Source organism: Nocardia sp. NPDC059177 (assembly GCF_042755165.1).
Classification (GTDB): domain Bacteria; phylum Actinomycetota; class Actinomycetes; order Mycobacteriales; family Mycobacteriaceae; genus Nocardia.
Genome location: NZ_JBHZBX010000006.1, coordinates 91,824 through 109,198 on the forward strand (window position 1 = coordinate 91,824; position 17,375 = coordinate 109,198).

Below are 17,375 nucleotides of genomic sequence, written 5' to 3' on the forward strand. Positions count from 1 at the left end.
CAGCCTATCGAGCACGCGCGAACACCCGCAGGTAAGGCGACCCTTGGTAACCCTCGACCAAAGAATCAGAATAAATGTCGAGGTTGCACGTTCAACACAAACGGTGCTACCCATTCTCCCGGACGGTGGGGGGCGTGCACCGTTCCACCCCGAAGCCTGCACCGGAGAATCTGGAGCTCGATCGTGACGGATCCACAGTGGCTCGATGATGTCGAAATGCGCGCGTGGCTCGGCTATGTGCGGACCCGCGACCTGATCGCCGCGGCGATCGGCCGCGATGCGGGCCGGGCCGCGAACCTGAGCTGGGTCGAGTACTCGGTGCTGGTCTACCTGGCCGACGCACCGGGTCAGCGGCTCACCTTCGCCGATCTGGCCGGCGCGCTCGAGTGGTCGCAGAGCAGGCTCTCGCATCAGATCACCCGCATGCAGAAACGCGGCCTGGTCGCGCGCGAGACCATGCCGCACGATGCGCGGCGCACCGTCGCCAAGCTGACCACCGAGGGCGGTCAGCTGCTCACCACCGCCGCGCCCGCGCATGTGCGCAGCGTGCGCAGGCACATGATCGATGTGCTCGACCGTGGTCAGCTCACCGCACTCGCCGAGATCTACGACGTGCTGGTCGACCATCACCGCGCGGGCGGCGCCACACCCGGCCTACGCCGGCCGGATCCGGATACCGCGAGCGCCGAGACCGCGAGCTAGGAGCCGCTCGACCCGCTGCTGTCCGGGCGCTGTCCCAAGCCGTCGCGCAGGACCTTGCCACCCGTGGTGGGTACCCCGCGGTCGTAGACGCCGCTGCCGGACGGGCGGATGAAACTTCCCGCCGCCAGCACCACAGCGGCGCCGACGGCCGGGTACAGGAAGGTGTCGGTGTGCCGGTACCAAAAAGTTTTGTAGCGGTCGTCGGCGGTGTCGCACTTCGCGTCGGCCACCCGGGTATTCGTCGTGGTGTCGACACACACGCCCACCGCGGTGGGCTGGTCGGCACCGCTGGTGGTGGTCGTCGGCCGGGTGGTGGTGGTCGTCTTCGACGTGGTCACCGCGGGTTTGCTGGTCGTGGTGACCCGCTGCGACGTGGACTCGACCCCGCTGCCGCACCCGGCCGAGACCAGGGCCACCGCCACCACGGCGGGCAGCGTGCAGGTGACGCTGCGCGACTTCATGACTCGGGCACGACGACTCGTACCCGGTGTTCCCCCACTCACGATTCCCCCTCGGGCACTGCGTATTCCGGCCGAACACGATCGGCCACCGACCCTACCGGTATGCCCAGCCCGCGAACGCCGAAACGCCCGCGGAACCCGGAGGCTCCGCGGGCGAACACCGGCCACTGCTGACGCGCGAGATCCTGTCCGGTGCGCTATCGCCGGAAGTCCGCGGGCACACCGAGCGCGCGTTCGAATCCGTCCGGCACGATGATGTCACCGCGGTCGAGGTCGGCGATCGAGGTCTTACGCAGGCCGAGCAGTGCGGAATCGATGCCACCGCGCAGGATGTCGAGCACGTTCTCCACACCGGCCTGCCCGTTGGCGGCCAGGCCCCAGAGGTAGGCGCGGCCGATGAGCACCGCGCGGGCGCCCAGCGCGACGGCCTTGACGACATCGCTGCCGCGCCGGATGCCGCCGTCGAGCAGCACCTCGATCTGCTCGCCCACCGCGTCGGCGAGCACCGGCAGCGCGCGGATGGCGGCCGGGGTGCCGTCGAGGTTGTTGCCGCCGTGGTTGGACACCGAGATGCCGGCCACGCCCGCGTCGACGGCGCGCAGCGCGTCGTCGACCCGCATCACGCCCTTGAGCAGCACCGGGCCGTCCCACTGCGCGCAGATCCAGGCCACGTCGTCCCAGTCGGGGGCGGGGGTCTGCATCCATTCGCCGTAGGCGCCGAAGAAGCCGGGTGCCGCGCCGCCGCCGACCGCCATATTGGGGGCGGTGAGGTCGGGGATGCTGCCCGAGCGCAGGTAGGTCGCCAGCCAGCGTGGCCGCGCCAGGGTCTGCGGCGCGAACTTCATCATGGTGCGCAGGTTCAGCGACTCCGGGATGACCGGGCTGCCCCAGTCGCGGCCGTGCGAGAACGACCAGTCCAGGGTGAGGACGAGCCCGATCGCGCCGGCCTTCTTCGCCCGGTCCATCCGCTCCTGGATCTGGTCCTTGTCGCCGCACCAGTACAGCTGGAAGAACGTGGACGGGTTGGCCGCGATGACCTCCTCGACCGGCTTGCTCGCGAACGAGCTGAGCCCCATGGCGATACCGCGCGCGGCGGCGGCCCTGGCCACGGCGACCTCGCCGTCGGGGTGCACGGCTTGCACACCGGTCGGCGAGATCAGCACCGGCATCGACACCTGCTGACCGAGCACGGTGGTGGACTGATCACGCTCGCCGATCGGGCCGGCGCAGTGCGGGGCGAAGCCGAGTTCGGTGAACGCGGTCTGGTTGTCCTCGATGGTCTGGCCGCGCTCCGAGCCCGCGATCAGCGCGCCGTACACCGATTTCGGCAGGCGCTTGCGGGCGCGACGCTGCGCCTCGGCGACGGTCTCGAACCAGGGATTCATCGACGGAGTCCTTCCTCGTGCACCTGTGGCCACCATCGGCCCAGGTCGTCCAGTAGTGCGGTGGTAGCCAGGGTCAGCAGGGCGTCGCCTTCGGCGGCGTCGGCCCCGGTGGGGTCGCCGAGTATCCCGTTGGGACTCACGGCGCGGACGCCGCCGGCGCGCAGCAGCGGCAGCAGTTCGGGCAGCGGGCGGGTGTCGCCGGGTTCGGCGAGCTCGGCGCGCACGGTGTCGGGGCGCAGGGCGAGCTGGATCGAGGTCTCGGCGCGGCCGGCGTGCGGGTCGCCGCCGTAGCCGGGCGAGAACAGCCGCACGTCGCGGGATTCGGTGCGCAGCAAGGCGACCGCGCGGCGCAGCGCTTCGATATTGCCGCCGTGGCCGTTGACCAGCGCGATGCGGGAGAAGGTGTCGGTCGCCGAGCGGCACAGTTCGACGACGAGCAGTTCCAGCGCGGCCTGCCCGATCGAGAGGGTGCCGGGAAATCCCGCGTGCTCACCGCTGGCGCCGTAGGGCACCGCGGGGGCGACGAGCAGGTCGGCGCGCTCGGCGGCGGCGCGGGCGCACAGCGCGGCGGCGATGTCGCTGTCGGTGGACAGCGGCAGGTGCGGACCGTGCTGCTCGGTCGCGCCGAGCGGGATGAGCAGGATCACTCCCGTGGCGGCGCATTCACCCGCCTCGGGCCATGTGAGGTGGGCCACGAACATGCTCGAAGATTAACGTCAGTCACTGACATAATCAAGACCCCGGGAAGTCCGGCCGCAGTCCCTACTCTGTATCCATGTCCGCCCCGACGCCGCGCACCCATCGCGGCCGCCCCCCGCGCACCACGCGCCGCGAACTCGAAGTGATCGCGATGAGATTGTTCGCCGAGCACGGGTTCGACGAGATCACCGTCGAACGCATCGCCGCCGAGGCCGGCGTCAGCGAACGCACCTTCTTCCGCTACTTCCCGAGCAAGGCCGAGGTGCTCTGGGACCAGTTCGACAACGAGGTCCAGGACCTGCGCGCCGCGTTCGCCGCGGTGCCCGACGACGAGCCGATGATGGCGGCGGTACGCCGGATCGTGGTGGCGGCCAACCGCTATCGCGCCGAGGACATCCCCGAGCTGCGCACCAGGATGCGCCTGCTCTCGGCGGTGCCCGCGCTCTCGGCCGGCGCGGGCGCGCACTACGACGCGTGGGAACGCGCGGTCGGCGAATTCGCCGCCCGACGTCTCGGCACCGGCCCCGACGAGCTGGTCCCGCTCGCCGTCGGGCGCACCACCCTGGCCGCGGCCCGCGCCGCCTACGACGCCTGGATCGATCGCGGTGACGCCGACCTCACCGTCTACCTGGACCGCGCCCTGCGCGCCCTCGAACGCGGGTTTGCTCCCGATGTGCCGGCCGGGGCCGGACAACCCGCAGGTTTGGACCGCACCGGGAACGGGGTATGAGTAGGCTCGGGTCCATGCGCGCCGTGCGTACGGAGAATGTCGTCGAAAGGGGCAGGAGTTTTCATGTCCGAGGTGTCCACGAGTCTTTCGGCGGAATCAGTACCTGCGCGCACTGTTGACAGCCTGCTCCCCCAGCTGGTCGAGCACCTCCGGCAGAACCGCACGGCGCTGCGCGAGGAATGGGCCCGGCGCATCACCGAGGCCCAGCTGCTCACCGCGATGACCCCGGAGGAGATCTTCTCCGAGGCCACCTCGATCTTCGACAACTACGTCGAGGTGCTCGAGACCGGTAGCGTCGAGGCCCTGCAGGCCTACGCCCGCGACCTGTCCGAACGCATCATTCCCCGCGGCGTCGAGACCGACGAGGTGCTCGGCATCGTGCTGTTGCTGCGCGACGTGCTGGCCCGCTCGCTGTTCTCGAAATACCAGTCCAACTTCGAGATGCTCAACCAGGTGCTCGACGCCTACGAGCCCGCCGCCAACCGGATCGCCAACACCGTGGGTGTGTCGTTCGTGCAGGAGCGCGAGCGCGTCATCAGCCGGCAGCAGGAGGCCATCCGCGAGCTGTCCACCCCGGTGCTGCAGGTGCGCGAGCAGCTGCTCATCCTGCCGATCATCGGTGTGCTCGACTCCCAGCGCGCCCGCCAGCTCACCGAGCAGCTGCTGCGCGCCATCCGCGCCAATCGCGCCAAGGTGGTCGTCATCGACATCACCGGTGTGCCCGCGATCGACTCGGTGGTGGCCAACCACCTGGTGCAGACCGTCGACGCGTCGGGCCTGATGGGCGCCAATGTCATCATCACCGGCCTGTCCTCGGAGATCGCGCTGACGCTGGTCACCATCGGCCTGGACCTGTCGAAGATGAACGCGGTCGGCGACCTGCAGGGTGGCATCGAGGAGGCCGAGCGGCTGCTCGGCTACGAGGTCTCCCGGGTGACCGAGCGCCTCGGCGAACGCGACGGGCGCTGATACCTCCGCCATGCCGGTTCCCATCCTCAAACAGGGCACATACCTGATCGCCTCGGTGCAGTCGGCCCTGACCGACGCCGATACCGAGCGGTTGCAGGACGACCTGATGAAACAGGTCAGCCGCTACCGCGCGACCGGCATCATCGTCGACGTGACCGCGATCGACGTCATGGACTCCTTCGCCGCGCGCTCGCTGCGCACCATCGCGCACATGACCCAGCTACGCGGCGCGGAGACGGTCATCGTCGGGCTCCAGCCCGAGGTCGCGTTCGCCATGGTGCAGCTGGGGCTCACCTTCGAGGACATGCATACCGCGCTGGATCTGGAGGAAGGCCTTGCCTGGCTGAACCGGCATCCGCGCAGCCGACGAGACGGTCGTGACAGTGGCCGCTGAGCAGGTTGCGATCGCGGTCAAGGTGTCGGAGGACATCGTGACCGCACGTCAGGCCGGACACGAACTGGCGGCACGACTCGGCTTCACCCTCACCGACCGCACGATGATCTCCACCGCGATCTCCGAGATCGCGCGCAACATCACCAGCTACGCGGGCAGCGGCGAGATCCGCCTGCTCGTCGACCAGCGCGACGGCCGCCGCGCGCTCATCGTCCAGGCCGAGGACCAGGGTCCCGGCATCAGGGACATTCCCCGCGCCCTGGAGGACGGTTACTCCACCGGACGTGGACTCGGTCTCGGCCTGCCCGGTGCGCGCCGCCTGATGGACCGCCTCACCATCGATTCCGCCCCGGGGCGCGGGACGTTGATCGAGATGTGGAAGTGGGTACCCGACGGTGCATGAGGACGGGATCATCGGCCGCACGGAATGGTCGACGGCCGGTCGGGCACTGCCCGGGCAGGACGTCTCCGGTGATCGTGGGGTCGTGCTGGACACCGGTGACGGCGGCGTGCTGTTCGGCGTCCTCGACGGGCTGGGGCACGGCGCCGCCGCCGCCGAGGCGGCCGAGCGCGCCACGGTCATCCTGTCCGACAATCGCGGCGAACCGCTGGACGTGCTGATGGTGCTGTGCCATCGCGCGATGGTCGAGACCCGCGGCGCCGCGGTCTCGCTGGCGCTGATCGGGCCGGGTGATTCGCTGCAGTGGCTCGGTGTGGGCAATGTCGAATCGCGCCTGCTCACGCTGGGCCCGGCGGGTCCGGAGCTGCGCGCGACCATGCTGCTCACCGGCGGCATCGTCGGCTACCGGCTGCCCTCGCATCTGCAGCCGCAAACCCTGCCGATCCGCCCCGGCGACCTGTTGCTGATGGCCACCGACGGGATCGTCCCGGTCGGCGCGGAATCGATGGATCTGGCCCGTCCGGCCGCGGCCATCGCGAACGATCTGCTCGCCCGCGACGCCAAGGACACCGACGACGCACTGGTGCTCGCGGCCCGCTTCCGCGGCGCCTGTCCATGAGAGGTTGCCGATGAGCGCAGGCCTGGCCGCATTTCTCGACGACTATTCGGCAGCACTACGCCGTCATGTCGACGCGCCCGGCCAGGAGGGGCTGTCCGAGGGCTACGACCTGGGCCGGCGCGCGCTGGTCGAGGGCATCAGTTTGCTCGACCTCACCGAGCACCACTTCCGGGCCGTCACCGAATTCGCCGGCGCTCCGGCCGACTCCCGCCGGGCCGAGGTGGCCCTGGAGTTCCTGTTGCAGACGATGGCCGCGCTCGACATCGCCACCCGCGGCTATCTCGACGGCACCCGCCGCTACGAGCAGCAGCGCTCGCGCGCCGAGGATCTGGCCGGGCGCGACGCCTTCCGGACCGCGCTGGTGGAATCGCTGCAGGACGGGTTCTTCGTCGCCGACGCCGACGGCACCATCGTCGAGGTGAACTCGGCCTTCGGGGTGCTCACCGGGTACGGCGCCGGGGAGGTGCCGTTCCGGCTGCCGCATCCGTGGGTGCTGCCGGATCGGGCCGGCTATCCCCAGATCGGTACGGAGGCTTCCCGTTTCGTGATGCCGGTGCGGCACCGGGACGGACGCGAGCGCTGGCTGGCGGTGAGCGCGAGCTCGCTGGTCAAGCAGGAGAACGACGAGCGTATCTTCGTCGGCACGGTGCGCGATGTCACCGCCGAACACGACGCGCAGGCGCGCGATCAGGCGGCCTCGCGCCTGGCCACCGCGGTCGGCGCGGCGACCAGCATGGTGGAGGTGCTCGCCGTCGGCCTCGACGAACTGCGCCGCACGATGGGCGCGCAGACCGCGCTGGTCGCGGTGTGGCCGAGCCGGACCGGGCGTCCCGACGTGTATTCCTGTGGTGCGCCGCCGACCGCCGAACCCGAACTCACCGGGTCGCCGGACGCGTTCACCGCCGCGCCGGTGCGCGAGGGCGCGCGCGGTGAGGTCCCGCTCGACGACGAGATCCGCGCGCTGCTCGACCGGGCCCGCAGGCAGTCCGCGCGCGGGCTGTCGGCCATCACCAGCGAGGACGAGGGCGTGCAGGCGGTCCTCGCCCCGCTCGGGGAGACCGGCGACGCCGCGCTCTGGGTGCGGTTCGGCGCGCCACGGGCGGTCAGTGCCGCCGATTGGGCGCTGTACTCGCTGCTCGTCGGCCATCTCAGCGTGGCCTTGCAGCGCGCCCGCAACTTCGACCAGGCGCGCGCGACCTCGCTGACGTTGCAGCGCGCCATGCTCGGCCCGATCGAACTGCCGCCCCGGTTCTCGGTGCACTACGAACCCGCGCTGCCGCCGCTCGAGATCGGCGGCGACTGGTACGACGTGGTGCCGCTGCGCGACGGCACCATCGGCGTGGTGGTCGGCGACTGTGTCGGCCGTGGCCTGTCCGCGGCCGTGGTGATGGGCCAATTGCGTACCGCCGCACGGGCATTGCTGTTGCGCGGGGCCGGTCCCGCGCAGCTGCTGGCCGAACTCGACGCGGTGGCCGCGCGGATTCCGGGCGCCATGTGCACCACGGTGTGCGCGGCGGTACTCGATCCCGGGCGCGGGATGGTCCGCTACTCCAATGCCGGGCACATGCCGCCGGTGCTGGCTCCGCCCGGCGGTCCGGGCCGAATACTCGAGGGCGGTCGCGCGGTGCCGCTGGCCACTTTCGACACCCCGCGCAGGCCCGAGGCCACCACCGCGCTGCCGCCGGGGGCGACGCTGGTGCTGTTCACCGACGGCCTGGTCGAGCAGCGCGGCTACGACATCGACGAGGGCTTCGTCAAGATCGCCGACGTGCTCAGCGAGACCGGTGCCGCGCTCCCCCGCGATGTCGCCGACGCCGTGCTGTCGCGGCTGGCGCCGGCGGCCGGCTACGACGACGACGTCGCGATGGTCGTCTACCGGCAGCCGCCCGAGCCCCTGCAGGTCGACATCCCCGCCGCCGCGGCCGAACTCACCGGGCTGCGGCGCAGCCTCTACCGCTGGTTCGCCACCGCCGCGGTCCCGCACGACCTCGCCGCCGATCTGGTCGCCGCCGCCAACGAGGCGTGCAGCAACAGCGTCGAGCACGCCTATCGCGACAGCGAACCCGGCCGGGTCACCCTGACCGCGACCTGCGAGGGCGACCGCGTGGTCCTCGAGGTCACCGATTCCGGGCGCTGGATCCCGACGCCCACCGATCCCGGCGTCCGTGGCCGCGGTGTCGAGATGATGCGGGTGCTCACCGAGGACCTGGAATTCATCCAGGACGAGGACGGCACCCGGGTCCGGATGTGGGTGACGCTGCCGTCGATCACCTTCCCCACCGCCAACCCGCTGCGCGGCACCGTCCGCCGCGACCAGCTCGAGGGGTCACCGGCGCAGCGGCCTCACGGATTCATCCGATAGGCACCCGCCTCGGCGCGCGCCTTCGCCAGCACCCGCTCCACCCTGGCCGCGTCCGCGACCGGCCGGCGGACCAGGTCGATCGCGCGAACCTGTTGTGCGCGGGTGGCATTCGGCTTGCTGTGCAGGGTGAGCGCGTTGCGGGAGAACTCGCGCACGAAGCCGTCGAAGAGCTGGTCGATGATCGCCGGGTCGGTGCCGTCGACTTCCGCCTGCTCCAGAATCAGCTGGGCGTAGGGCACGGCAGTGAACAATTCGCCCAGCGCGAAGAGGAAGTCGACGTCGCGCTGCTGTTCGGCGGTCGGGGTGGCCGCGGCGAGCAGCGCCTGTAGCGCGAGCACCTGGTCGAGGAACACCGCGACATTGGGCACATGCGCGAAGCCGTCGAACACCGGGCGCCAGTCGGCGAACCGGATCCGGCCCAGTCCGCTGCTCGGCCCCTGCCGGAACAGGAATTCGTCGTCGGCGGCGTCGCGGCGGGTGCCGATCGGCCGGTAGGTCGCGCCACCGAACTCGGCCCGCAGTTTCGGCACCAGTTTGCCCATCGTCGGGGTGAGCCGCCTGCTCGACCAGCTCAGCGCGCCGGCGACGGCGCGGACGGTCCCGCTCGGCGCGGTGCCCGCACCGGGGACCAGCGCCAGTGCGGCCAGCCCGGCATCGGCCGGATGGAACATGTAGTTGGCCATGAACTTCAGTGACAGCGCCATGTTCACGTGCACCGTACCCTCGAGGCGCGGCAGGCCGAACAGCCCGAGCATGGCCATCGGGAAGTACATGTCGTTCTCGAAGCCACGGGCGGCGATCACATCGGCGAGGTCCTCGATGACGCGCTGGCCCTGGCGGGTCACCGTCATCTTCTCGATGGCGTTGAACAGCAGGTAGCGCCGATCCTCCGGCGAGGCCGAGCGCAGGTAGTCGATGGCGCGTTCGCTGTAGAGCCGCATGCCGGCCAGGCGGGCGTAGGACTCGGTGACCAGCGTGCGTACCTGCGGGAACTCGGTCACCCGGTGCCCGAACAGGATGCGGTGCTCGGCGTGATCGATGGCCTCGTGGAAGGCGTGTTCGCAGGCGCCGATCGCGCCGAAACCGAGGTTGAACTTGCCGACGTTGACCGTGTTCATCGCCGCGTGGAACGCCGCGGCACCCCGGTGCAGGATGTCTTCCTCGGCGACCGGGTAGTCGTCGAGATCGAAAGCGGCGACATACATCTGGCTGTCGACCACATTGCGGCGCAGCCGGTAGTTCTCGTGCTGGGAGTCGGCGACGAAGAACAGATACCCCTCGTAATCGTCCTCGCCCGGCGCCGTCCGCAGTGCCTGCGCGCTGTCGATGATCGGCTTGTCGGCGCGGCGGCCGAACACCGAGACCATCCTGGCCAGATTGCCGTTGCCGATGTAGTGCTTGGCACCGTGCGCACGGTAGCCACCGGCCGGGTCGGGGTCGAGCACCATGTCGGTGGAGTACACGTCGGCGCCGTGTTCCTTCTCCGAGAGCCCGAAGGCGAAGATCTCCCCCGAGTCCAGGCCTGCGGCGGCTCGGCGGCGGGCCGCAGCGTTGTCGCTCTGCCAGATCGGGCCGAGGCCGAGGATGGTGACCTGCCAGACGTACCAGTAGGACATGCCGTAGAAGCCGAGGATCTTGCTCATCATGGCGATCCGGGCGGTGTCCCAGCGTTTGTCCGGGTCGCCCGCGGCTTCGGCGGCCGGGGTGAGGAAGGTGGCGAACACTCGTTCGCGCTTGACGAAGTCGAGGAACTCCGAGTACCAGATCCGGTCGCGGTCGTCGCGCTTGAGCGCCGCCTTGCCCCTGGCCTCGAACCAGTCGACGGTGGCGCGCAGCAGCCTGCGGGTCGCCGGGTCGAACTCGGCGAAGTCGGCGGTCTTCGGGTTGAACAACGCTTCGGTCATCGTGGACTCCTGATCGCGGGAATCCGGCGCCGACCAGGCACCGGACCACTTCCTACGTCAGCGTATCATTATCCTACAGCTGCGTAGGAAACTCGGCGGCGGCGCGGCGCGGCACTGCTAGAGTCGACACGGTGACCACCGACCCGACCGTGCAGCCGCGCCGCCGCGCCGCCCATCTCGGTCCGGAACGCCGACGGCCGCAGGTGCTCGACGCCGCCCTCGCGATCGCCGTCGACCAGGGCATCGGCGCGGTGACCATGGCCGCGGTGGCCGATCGGATGGCGGTGACCCGCCCGGTCGTCTACGCCTGTTTCGGCGACCGGGTCGAGCTGCTGCGCGAACTCGTCGCCCGCGAGGAACGCCGCATCATCGACGGCGTCCTGGAAGCCACCCCAGCCCGCGCGGTCGACGCGGGCGAAGCGGTCTTCGTCGACGGCTTCCAGGCGCTGCTGCGCGTGGTCGCCGCCAACCCGGACTCCTGGCGCCTGGCCTACGGCAATCCCGATCCCGATGTCGCCACCTCGTTCGGCCACGGCCGTGCCCTGGTGCTGTCGCGCTGCACCGAGTTGCTCCGCCCCACCCTGCGGGCCTGGGGCACCGTCGACGCGGAGACCAAACTCCCTGTCCTGGTGGAACTCTGGATCTCGGCCGGCGAGAGTGCCGTGCGCAGCCTGCTCTCCGGCGCGGGCACCTGGACCCCCGATACGCTCGGCGCCTTCGTTGGCGCGGCGGTCTACCGCGCGCTGCGCGACACCTGACGCCCGCGCGCCCCTCAGCGGGCGGCGGTGCCGGTGCGCAGGACCAGCACGTCCGGGACCGGACGGTCCACGGTGGGAGCCGGCGGCCGGACCGCAGTGGCCGGATGTAGCACGGCGCAACGGCGGGCCAGCACGGCGCCGCAGGTCTGGATCGTGGTGGTGATCAGCGCCTCCGCGAGGGGGAGGTCGTCGTCGCGGTAGGCGTAGACCGAGAAGCGCACGGTGTGCGGTTCGCCGAGCGGGTCGGTCTGCAGGATCGCCTCGGCGGGGCAGCTCGACAGCAGCATGATCGCACCGGCGAAGTCGGCGCACGGGTCACCGGTGGTGAGTTCCCGGCCGCTCGCGATCGCGGCGAAAACCGCACGCAGGCACGGAGGTTCGAGCAGCTCCTGAGTTTCCTGCAGGCGCGCCCAGCGCTGTAGCGCCGGGTGGTCGGCGATGTCGGGCCTGCCCCGCCACCGGCGGTGGCCGCTGTCGAGCAGCCGGGCGGCGGTCAGGTCCCACCGGTGCGTGTCGTCGATCCGGGCGACGATGCGCAGGCGACGGCATTCGTCGGTATCGGGGGAAACGGGGTCGATCAGGGGTGCGGCGGGCAGAGCCGCGTAGCGGTGGGTCTGCATGGGGGTACTCCTAGCGTGCTAGCGAATCGGACGAGTGCGATGCCGCGGTCGAACCACGCCGCCACGCCAGCCGGAACGCCCACATCGAGGCCGCCACCGAACCACACACCACCACGGCGATCACCGCGTACACCGACCACCCCGACCAGCCGAGGCCGCCGTAGCGGGCGATCAGCGCCGAGGCGGCGATCGGGCCCGCGGTCGCGAGGACGGGGATCAGCAGAATCAAGCCGAGAGTCACCAGCGTGGAGGGCGTCATCGTCGATTTCGCCGCGGCGTAGTGCCGAGTCACTGTAGCCATTTCCGCCCTCTCCGTTACCCGTATGGGATCCAGCGAACTGATGGGGACTAAACGTACATCCGGAATCGGGCGCACAGCGGAGTTCGTCACGAAAGAGTGATAACCCGAAACGGCGGTTCTGCGTAACACCGAATAAAGCTCCAGGTCAGTACTCCATTTCGCATTTGCGGAAGGTTTGCCCGAGCTGAATCATATTCAGATCGGATAACAATTCCGAGCACCGGCGCGAGCGCGTCGCACAAGATACCCGCACGATCGCGGCAAGTCGATAATCCACCTGATCAGATCAGCTCGTATATACATGACCAACCCACCATCCCGGGTGATCGTGACCCGGCACACCACTGCCTTGCGAGGAGCGCTCCCATGACCGACGCCACCGCCTCCCAGCCCGGCCCCCGGCCGGTCTCCGCCCCGCGCGGGTCGCAGCTGCGCACGCGGGGCTGGCAGCAGGAGGGCGCGCTGCGGATGCTGATGAACAACCTCGACCCCGAGGTCGCCGAACGGCCCGACGACCTGGTCGTCTACGGCGGGACCGGGCGCGCGGCGCGCAGCTGGGCCGCCTACGACGCGATCGTGCGCACGCTCGAGACCCTCGAATCGGATGAGACGCTGCTGGTGCAGTCGGGCAAGCCGGTCGGGGTGTTCCGCACCAACGAGTGGGCGCCGCGGGTGCTGCTGGCCAACTCGAATCTGGTCGGCGACTGGGCCAACTGGGCGGAGTTCCGCAAGCTCGAGCAGCTGGGGCTGATGATGTACGGCCAGATGACGGCAGGCTCGTGGATCTACATCGGCAGCCAGGGCATCCTGCAGGGCACCTACGAGACCTTCGGCGCGGTGGCGCGCAAGCGTTTCGGCGGCACCCTGGCAGGCACCATCACCCTCACCGCCGGGGTCGGCGGCATGGGTGGCGCGCAGCCACTGGCCATCACCATGAACGAGGGTGTCGCGCTGTGTGTCGACTGCGATCCGGCGCGCATCGACCGGCGGATCGCGCACGGCTACCTCGACACCAGGGCCGAATCCCTGGAGCAGGCACTGGATCTCGCGATCGCGGCACGCGAGCAGCGGCGGGCGCTGTCGATCGGGGTGGTCGGCAACGCGGCCGAGGTGTTCCCGCGCCTGCTGGCCATGGACGCGCCGATCGATATCGTCACCGACCAGACCTCGGCCCACGATCCGCTGTCCTATCTGCCGCTCGGGGTGGCGCTCGAGGACTGGCACACCCTGGCCGAGAAGGATCCGGCGTGGTTCACCACCGAGGCGCAGGCGTCGATGGCCGTGCACGTGGCGGCGATGGTCGGGTTCCTGGACCGGGGCGCCGAGGTGTTCGACTACGGCAACTCGATTCGCGACGAGGCGCGCAAGGGCGGCTACGACCGCGCCTTCGCGTTCCCCGGTTTCGTACCCGCCTACATCCGCCCACTGTTCGAGGAGGGTATGGGCCCGTTCCGCTGGGCCGCGCTCTCGGGCGACCCGGTCGATATCGCCGCCACCGACCGGGCGATCCTGGAACTGTTCGGCGACAACGAGCATCTGCGGCGCTGGATCACCCTGGCCGGGGAGAAGGTCCGTTTCGAGGGCCTGCCCGCGCGCATCTGCTGGCTCGGCTACGGCGACCGGCACCGGGCAGGGCTGAAGTTCAACGAGATGGTCGCCACGGGCGAACTGTCCGCGCCGCTGGCCATCGGCCGCGACCACCTCGACGCCGGCTCGGTCGCCTCGCCCTACCGCGAAACCGAGGCCATGGCCGACGGTTCCGACGCCGTCGCCGACTGGCCCCTGCTCAATGCCCTGCTCAACACCGCCTCCGGCGCCTCGTGGGTGTCGATCCATCACGGCGGCGGTGTCGGCATGGGCCGCTCGATCCACGCCGGTCAGGTCTGTATCGCCGACGGCACCGAACTCGCCGCCCGCAAACTCGAACGCGTCCTCACCAACGACCCCGGCATGGGCGTGATCCGCCACGTCGACGCCGGCTACCCGCACGCCGCCGAGGTCGCCCGCACACACGGTGTGCGAATCCCTCTGTGGGAGAAATGACCCGGCGCTCTACAACGGCATGAGGCGGTGCTTGCGTGGTCCGTGGTGAACGTTCTTGTCCCGGAGCAGGTGCAGGGCTTTGCGGATCTCGCGGCGGGTGGCCGAGGGTTCGATGACGGCGTCGATGTAGCCGCGTTCGGCGGCGATCCAGGGGGTGGCGATGGTGGCGTTGTAGAAGTCGACCAGCTGCGCGCGCAGCGCGGGCCGGTCGGCTTCGGGGGTGGCGTCGAGGAGGCGGCGCTGGGTGAGGCCGACGGCCGCTTCGGCGCCCATCACCGCGATGCGCGCGGTGGGCCAGGCGAGGTTGACGTCACCGCCGAGCTGTTTGCAGCCCATCACCGCGTAGCCGCCGCCGTAGGCCTTGCGGGTCACCACGGTGACGATCGGCACCGTCGCCTCGACCACGGCATAGAAGAACCGGCCGCCGCGTTTGATGACGCCGATCTTCTCCTCTTCCACTCCGGGCAGCACGCCGGGAGTGTCGACGACGAAGACCAGCGGCAGACCGAACGCGTCGCACAACCGGATGAAATGGGCGGCCTTGTCGGAGGCGCGCGCGTCGATGGCGCCGCTGGCGACCAGCGGCTGATTGGCGACCACGCCGACGGCGCGGCCGTCGACGCGGGCGAAGCCGGTGATCAGATTGCGGGCGGCGTTCTCGCCCATCTCGTGGAACTCGCCGTCGTCGAAGATGCGCAGCAGCACCTCGTACATGTCGTAACCGGCCCGGTCGGAGTCGGGGACGAGGGCGTCGAGTTCGCGATCGGAGCCGGTGAGTTCGGGTTCCAGGCCCGGATTGACGATCGGCGGCTGTTCGAAGCAGCTCGACGGCATGTAGCCCAGATAGCTTCTGGCCCAGGCGAACGCGGCCGCCTCGTCGCGCGCGACATGGTGGATGTTGCCGCGTTCGGCCTGGTTGAAGGCGCCGCCGAGTTCCTCGAGGGTGACGTCCTCGCCGGTGGTCTCGCGGATGATCTCAGGCCCGGTGACGAACATGTACGCCGATTCGGTCGCGATCAGCACATCGGTGTTGATCGGTGAGTACACCGCACCGGCCGCGCATTTGCCCAGCATCAGCGACACCTGCGGGACCACCCCCGACAGCCGCAGCTGCTTGCGGCTCATCGCCGCGTACCAGGCCAGCGAGGTCACCGCGTCCTGCACGCGCGCGCCACCGGAATCGTTGATCGCGACGAACGGGCAGCCGATGTCGGCGGCGGCGTCCATCGCGGCGGAGACCTTGCGCCCGAACATCTCTCCGACCGACCCGCCGAAAACGGTTTGGTCGTGGGCGATCACGACCACCGGCCTGCCCTCGACGGTCCCCCGCCCGGTGACGACTCCGTCACCGTAGAGCGCGTTCGGCATGGCGGGTTGCCGGACCAGGGCGCCGATTTCGAGAAAACTTCCGGGATCGAGCAGCATGTCGATGCGCTCGCGTGGCCCGGGAATGCCCTTGGCCGCTCGTTTGGCCACCCCGGCCGCTCCCGACGGCTCCCGGGCGGCGCTCAGGTTCTGGTGCAGCAGTTCGAGTTTCGCGGCTGTCGTGGTGTCCACGGGTGCATCCTTCCGACTCGTACGCGGCGTGCATGTGCCAGCGACCCTAGCCCGGTGGGGCACGGCGGTGGCAGGCGACGCGACGACGTCGACGGCGGGATTTCCCGGAGAATGCCGGATACGGCGAAGGTGGAAGAGGAGTGCACCCTTCTTCCCATTTCAATATATAGCGCATACCGGGGCTTGCGGCAAGGCCCCGGTGATGCTGCACAATCGTGCGCTCAGGCCGGAACCGGGCTGAGGTGGAGGAGCTGAGCATGCGAGTGGTGTTGTCGACTTTCGGGTCGCGGGGCGATGTGGAACCCCTGGTCGGGCTCGCGCTGCCGCTGCGCGAGCGGGGCGCCGAGGTGGTGGTGTGCGCGCCGCCGGACGAGGATTTCGCGGCGCTGCTGGCCGATGCCGGGGTGGCGATGGTGCCGGTGGGACCGTCGGCGCGCGAGCTCACCAGGGCTGCGCCGGCCACGGTGTCGCTGCCGGAGCGGGCCGGGCAGATCATCGCCGCGCAGTTCGCGGCGATGAGCGAGGTCACCCAGGGTGCCGATCTGCTGGTGGCGACCGGGGCGATGCCCGCGGCGGCGGGTGCGCTGTCGGTGGCCGAGAAGTACGGGGTGCGGTCGGTGTCGGTGACCTTCCAGCAGCTCACCCTGCCGTCGCGGCAGCGCGGACCGCTGGCGTACCGGGGTAAGCCGTTCCCGCCGGAGATCACCGATATCGCGCAGTTGTGGGAGCTCGATGCCCGCAGTATCGACGAGCTGTTCGGTGCGGCGCTGAACACCAACCGGGCCGCGGCGGGGCTGGCGCCGGTCGACGGTGTGCGCGACTATGTCGTCGGCAAGCAGCCGTGGCTGGCCACCGATCCGGTGCTGGATCCGTGGACGGGGCTGCCCGAGCTCGATGTGGTGCAGACCGGGTCGTGGATCCGGCCCGACACCCGGCCGCTGCCGCCGGAGCTGACAGCGTTCCTCGCAGCGGGCGCGCCGCCGGTCTATGTGGGGTTCGGCAGCATGGCACTGCACGGCTCGACCGATGTCGCGCAGGTGGCGCTCGCGGCCGTGCGGGCGCACGGCAGGCGGGTGGTGCTGGCGCGCGGCTGGGCGGAGCTGGGCGCGGCCGACGATCGCGACGACTGCTTCGTCGTCGGCGAGGTCAACCAGCAGGAACTGTTCACCCGAGTCGCGGCCGTGGTCCACCACGGCGGCCAGGGCACCACGACGACGGCGACCATGGCGGGCGCGCCGCAGGTGGTGGTGCCGCAGCTGGCCGATCAGCCGTACTGGGCGGGCCGGGTGGCCGCGCTCGGGATCGGTGCGGCGCACGACGGCGCGACACCGACGACGGAGTCGCTGACCGCCGCGCTCGCCGTCGCCCTGTCCCCCGCGACGGCGGACCGGGCACGCGAGGTGGCCGCGCAGGTCCGCACCGACGGTGTCGCGGTGGCCGCGGACCGCCTGCTGGCCGGTTGAACCGGCCC

17 protein-coding genes are annotated in these 17,375 nt (G+C 70.4%); 10 read left to right on the top strand and 7 right to left on the bottom strand.

The features are described from left to right. Nucleotides 1-183: 183 nt before the first annotated feature. Nucleotides 184-702: a MarR family winged helix-turn-helix transcriptional regulator gene (locus tag ACFXK0_RS09785; RefSeq protein ID WP_379409605.1), complete on the top strand. Its 519-nt coding sequence runs from the start codon at nucleotides 184-186 to the stop codon at nucleotides 700-702. Here ACFXK0_RS09785 and ACFXK0_RS09790 read toward each other — a convergent pair. The 3 genes from ACFXK0_RS09790 to mftE form a co-directional block, all read right to left on the bottom strand. Next, entirely contained in the window at nucleotides 699-1,163 is a 465-nt protein-coding gene (locus ACFXK0_RS09790; RefSeq protein WP_379409606.1) for a hypothetical protein, read from the bottom strand. The two genes, ACFXK0_RS09785 and ACFXK0_RS09790, sit on opposite strands and share 4 nt — an antisense overlap. Nucleotides 1,164-1,360: 197 nt before the next feature. After that, nucleotides 1,361-2,548 (bottom strand): pre-mycofactocin synthase MftD, encoded by a 1,188-nt coding sequence (gene mftD, locus ACFXK0_RS09795; RefSeq protein WP_379409607.1) that lies wholly within the window; start codon nucleotides 2,546-2,548, stop codon nucleotides 1,361-1,363. Then, nucleotides 2,545-3,249, bottom strand: a complete 705-nt coding sequence (gene mftE, locus ACFXK0_RS09800; protein WP_379409608.1) for a mycofactocin biosynthesis peptidyl-dipeptidase MftE — start codon at nucleotides 3,247-3,249, stop codon at nucleotides 2,545-2,547. The genes mftD and mftE overlap by 4 nt, the downstream gene beginning before the upstream one ends. 74 nt (nucleotides 3,250-3,323) lie before the next feature. Here mftE and mftR point away from each other — a divergent pair, with 74 nt between their 5' ends. The 6 genes from mftR (at nucleotide 3,324) to ACFXK0_RS09830 (ending at nucleotide 8,721) form a co-directional block, all read left to right on the top strand. Next, a complete protein-coding gene (gene mftR / locus ACFXK0_RS09805) occupies nucleotides 3,324-3,977 on the top strand; it encodes a mycofactocin system transcriptional regulator (RefSeq protein WP_379409610.1) in 654 nt (217 codons plus the stop codon). A gap of 63 nt (nucleotides 3,978-4,040) precedes the next feature. Further along, nucleotides 4,041-4,946, top strand: a complete 906-nt coding sequence (locus ACFXK0_RS09810; protein ID WP_379409611.1) for an STAS domain-containing protein — start codon at nucleotides 4,041-4,043, stop codon at nucleotides 4,944-4,946. A 10-nt stretch (nucleotides 4,947-4,956) separates the two neighbouring features. Then, nucleotides 4,957-5,340, top strand: coding sequence for an STAS domain-containing protein (locus tag ACFXK0_RS09815; RefSeq protein ID WP_378554457.1), 384 nt, complete (start codon nucleotides 4,957-4,959; stop codon nucleotides 5,338-5,340). Next, nucleotides 5,330-5,743: an ATP-binding protein gene (locus tag ACFXK0_RS09820; protein ID WP_379409821.1), complete on the top strand. Its 414-nt coding sequence runs from the start codon at nucleotides 5,330-5,332 to the stop codon at nucleotides 5,741-5,743. The genes ACFXK0_RS09815 and ACFXK0_RS09820 overlap by 11 nt, the downstream gene beginning before the upstream one ends. Continuing rightward, nucleotides 5,736-6,359 carry a SpoIIE family protein phosphatase gene (locus tag ACFXK0_RS09825; protein WP_379409612.1) on the top strand — a complete coding sequence of 208 codons (624 nt, stop codon included), beginning with the start codon at nucleotides 5,736-5,738 and terminating at the stop codon, nucleotides 6,357-6,359. Before ACFXK0_RS09820 ends, ACFXK0_RS09825 begins: the two co-directional genes overlap by 8 nt. Before the next feature lie 10 nt (nucleotides 6,360-6,369). After that, nucleotides 6,370-8,721 (top strand): SpoIIE family protein phosphatase, encoded by a 2,352-nt coding sequence (locus ACFXK0_RS09830; RefSeq protein ID WP_379409614.1) that lies wholly within the window; start codon nucleotides 6,370-6,372, stop codon nucleotides 8,719-8,721. Here the strand turns inward: ACFXK0_RS09830 and ACFXK0_RS09835 are convergent. Then, nucleotides 8,703-10,625 (bottom strand): acyl-CoA dehydrogenase family protein, encoded by a 1,923-nt coding sequence (locus ACFXK0_RS09835; RefSeq protein ID WP_379409616.1) that lies wholly within the window; start codon nucleotides 10,623-10,625, stop codon nucleotides 8,703-8,705. The genes ACFXK0_RS09830 and ACFXK0_RS09835 overlap by 19 nt on opposite strands. A gap of 131 nt (nucleotides 10,626-10,756) precedes the next feature. Between ACFXK0_RS09835 and ACFXK0_RS09840 the strand changes: the two genes are divergently transcribed. Beyond that, nucleotides 10,757-11,383 (top strand): TetR/AcrR family transcriptional regulator, encoded by a 627-nt coding sequence (locus ACFXK0_RS09840; protein ID WP_379409617.1) that lies wholly within the window; start codon nucleotides 10,757-10,759, stop codon nucleotides 11,381-11,383. Nucleotides 11,384-11,397: 14 nt separating this feature from the next. Here ACFXK0_RS09840 and ACFXK0_RS09845 read toward each other — a convergent pair whose 3' ends face one another. Together ACFXK0_RS09845 and ACFXK0_RS09850 are read right to left on the bottom strand one after the other, a co-directional pair. Further along, nucleotides 11,398-12,003 (bottom strand): hypothetical protein, encoded by a 606-nt coding sequence (locus ACFXK0_RS09845; protein WP_379409618.1) that lies wholly within the window; start codon nucleotides 12,001-12,003, stop codon nucleotides 11,398-11,400. 10 nt (nucleotides 12,004-12,013) lie between these two features. Then, the gene (locus tag ACFXK0_RS09850) at nucleotides 12,014-12,304 is read right to left on the bottom strand and encodes a hypothetical protein (RefSeq protein ID WP_379409620.1); all 291 of its coding nucleotides are present in this window, start codon (nucleotides 12,302-12,304) and stop codon (nucleotides 12,014-12,016) included. Between the two features lie 366 nt (nucleotides 12,305-12,670). On the opposite strand from ACFXK0_RS09850, the gene hutU reads away from it, so the two are divergent. Then, a complete protein-coding gene (hutU, locus tag ACFXK0_RS09855) occupies nucleotides 12,671-14,347 on the top strand; it encodes a urocanate hydratase (protein ID WP_379409621.1) in 1,677 nt (558 codons plus the stop codon). A 9-nt stretch (nucleotides 14,348-14,356) separates the two neighbouring features. On the opposite strand, the gene ACFXK0_RS09860 is transcribed toward hutU, so the two are convergent. Beyond that, on the bottom strand, nucleotides 14,357-15,904 hold the full coding sequence (locus tag ACFXK0_RS09860; RefSeq protein WP_379409622.1) for an acyl-CoA carboxylase subunit beta: 1,548 nt from the start codon (nucleotides 15,902-15,904) through the stop codon (nucleotides 14,357-14,359). A 257-nt stretch (nucleotides 15,905-16,161) separates the two neighbouring features. Between ACFXK0_RS09860 and ACFXK0_RS09865 the strand changes: the two genes are divergently transcribed. Further along, the gene (locus ACFXK0_RS09865; RefSeq protein WP_379409623.1) at nucleotides 16,162-17,367 is read left to right on the top strand and encodes a glycosyltransferase; all 1,206 of its coding nucleotides are present in this window, start codon (nucleotides 16,162-16,164) and stop codon (nucleotides 17,365-17,367) included. Nucleotides 17,368-17,375 lie beyond the last annotated feature (8 nt).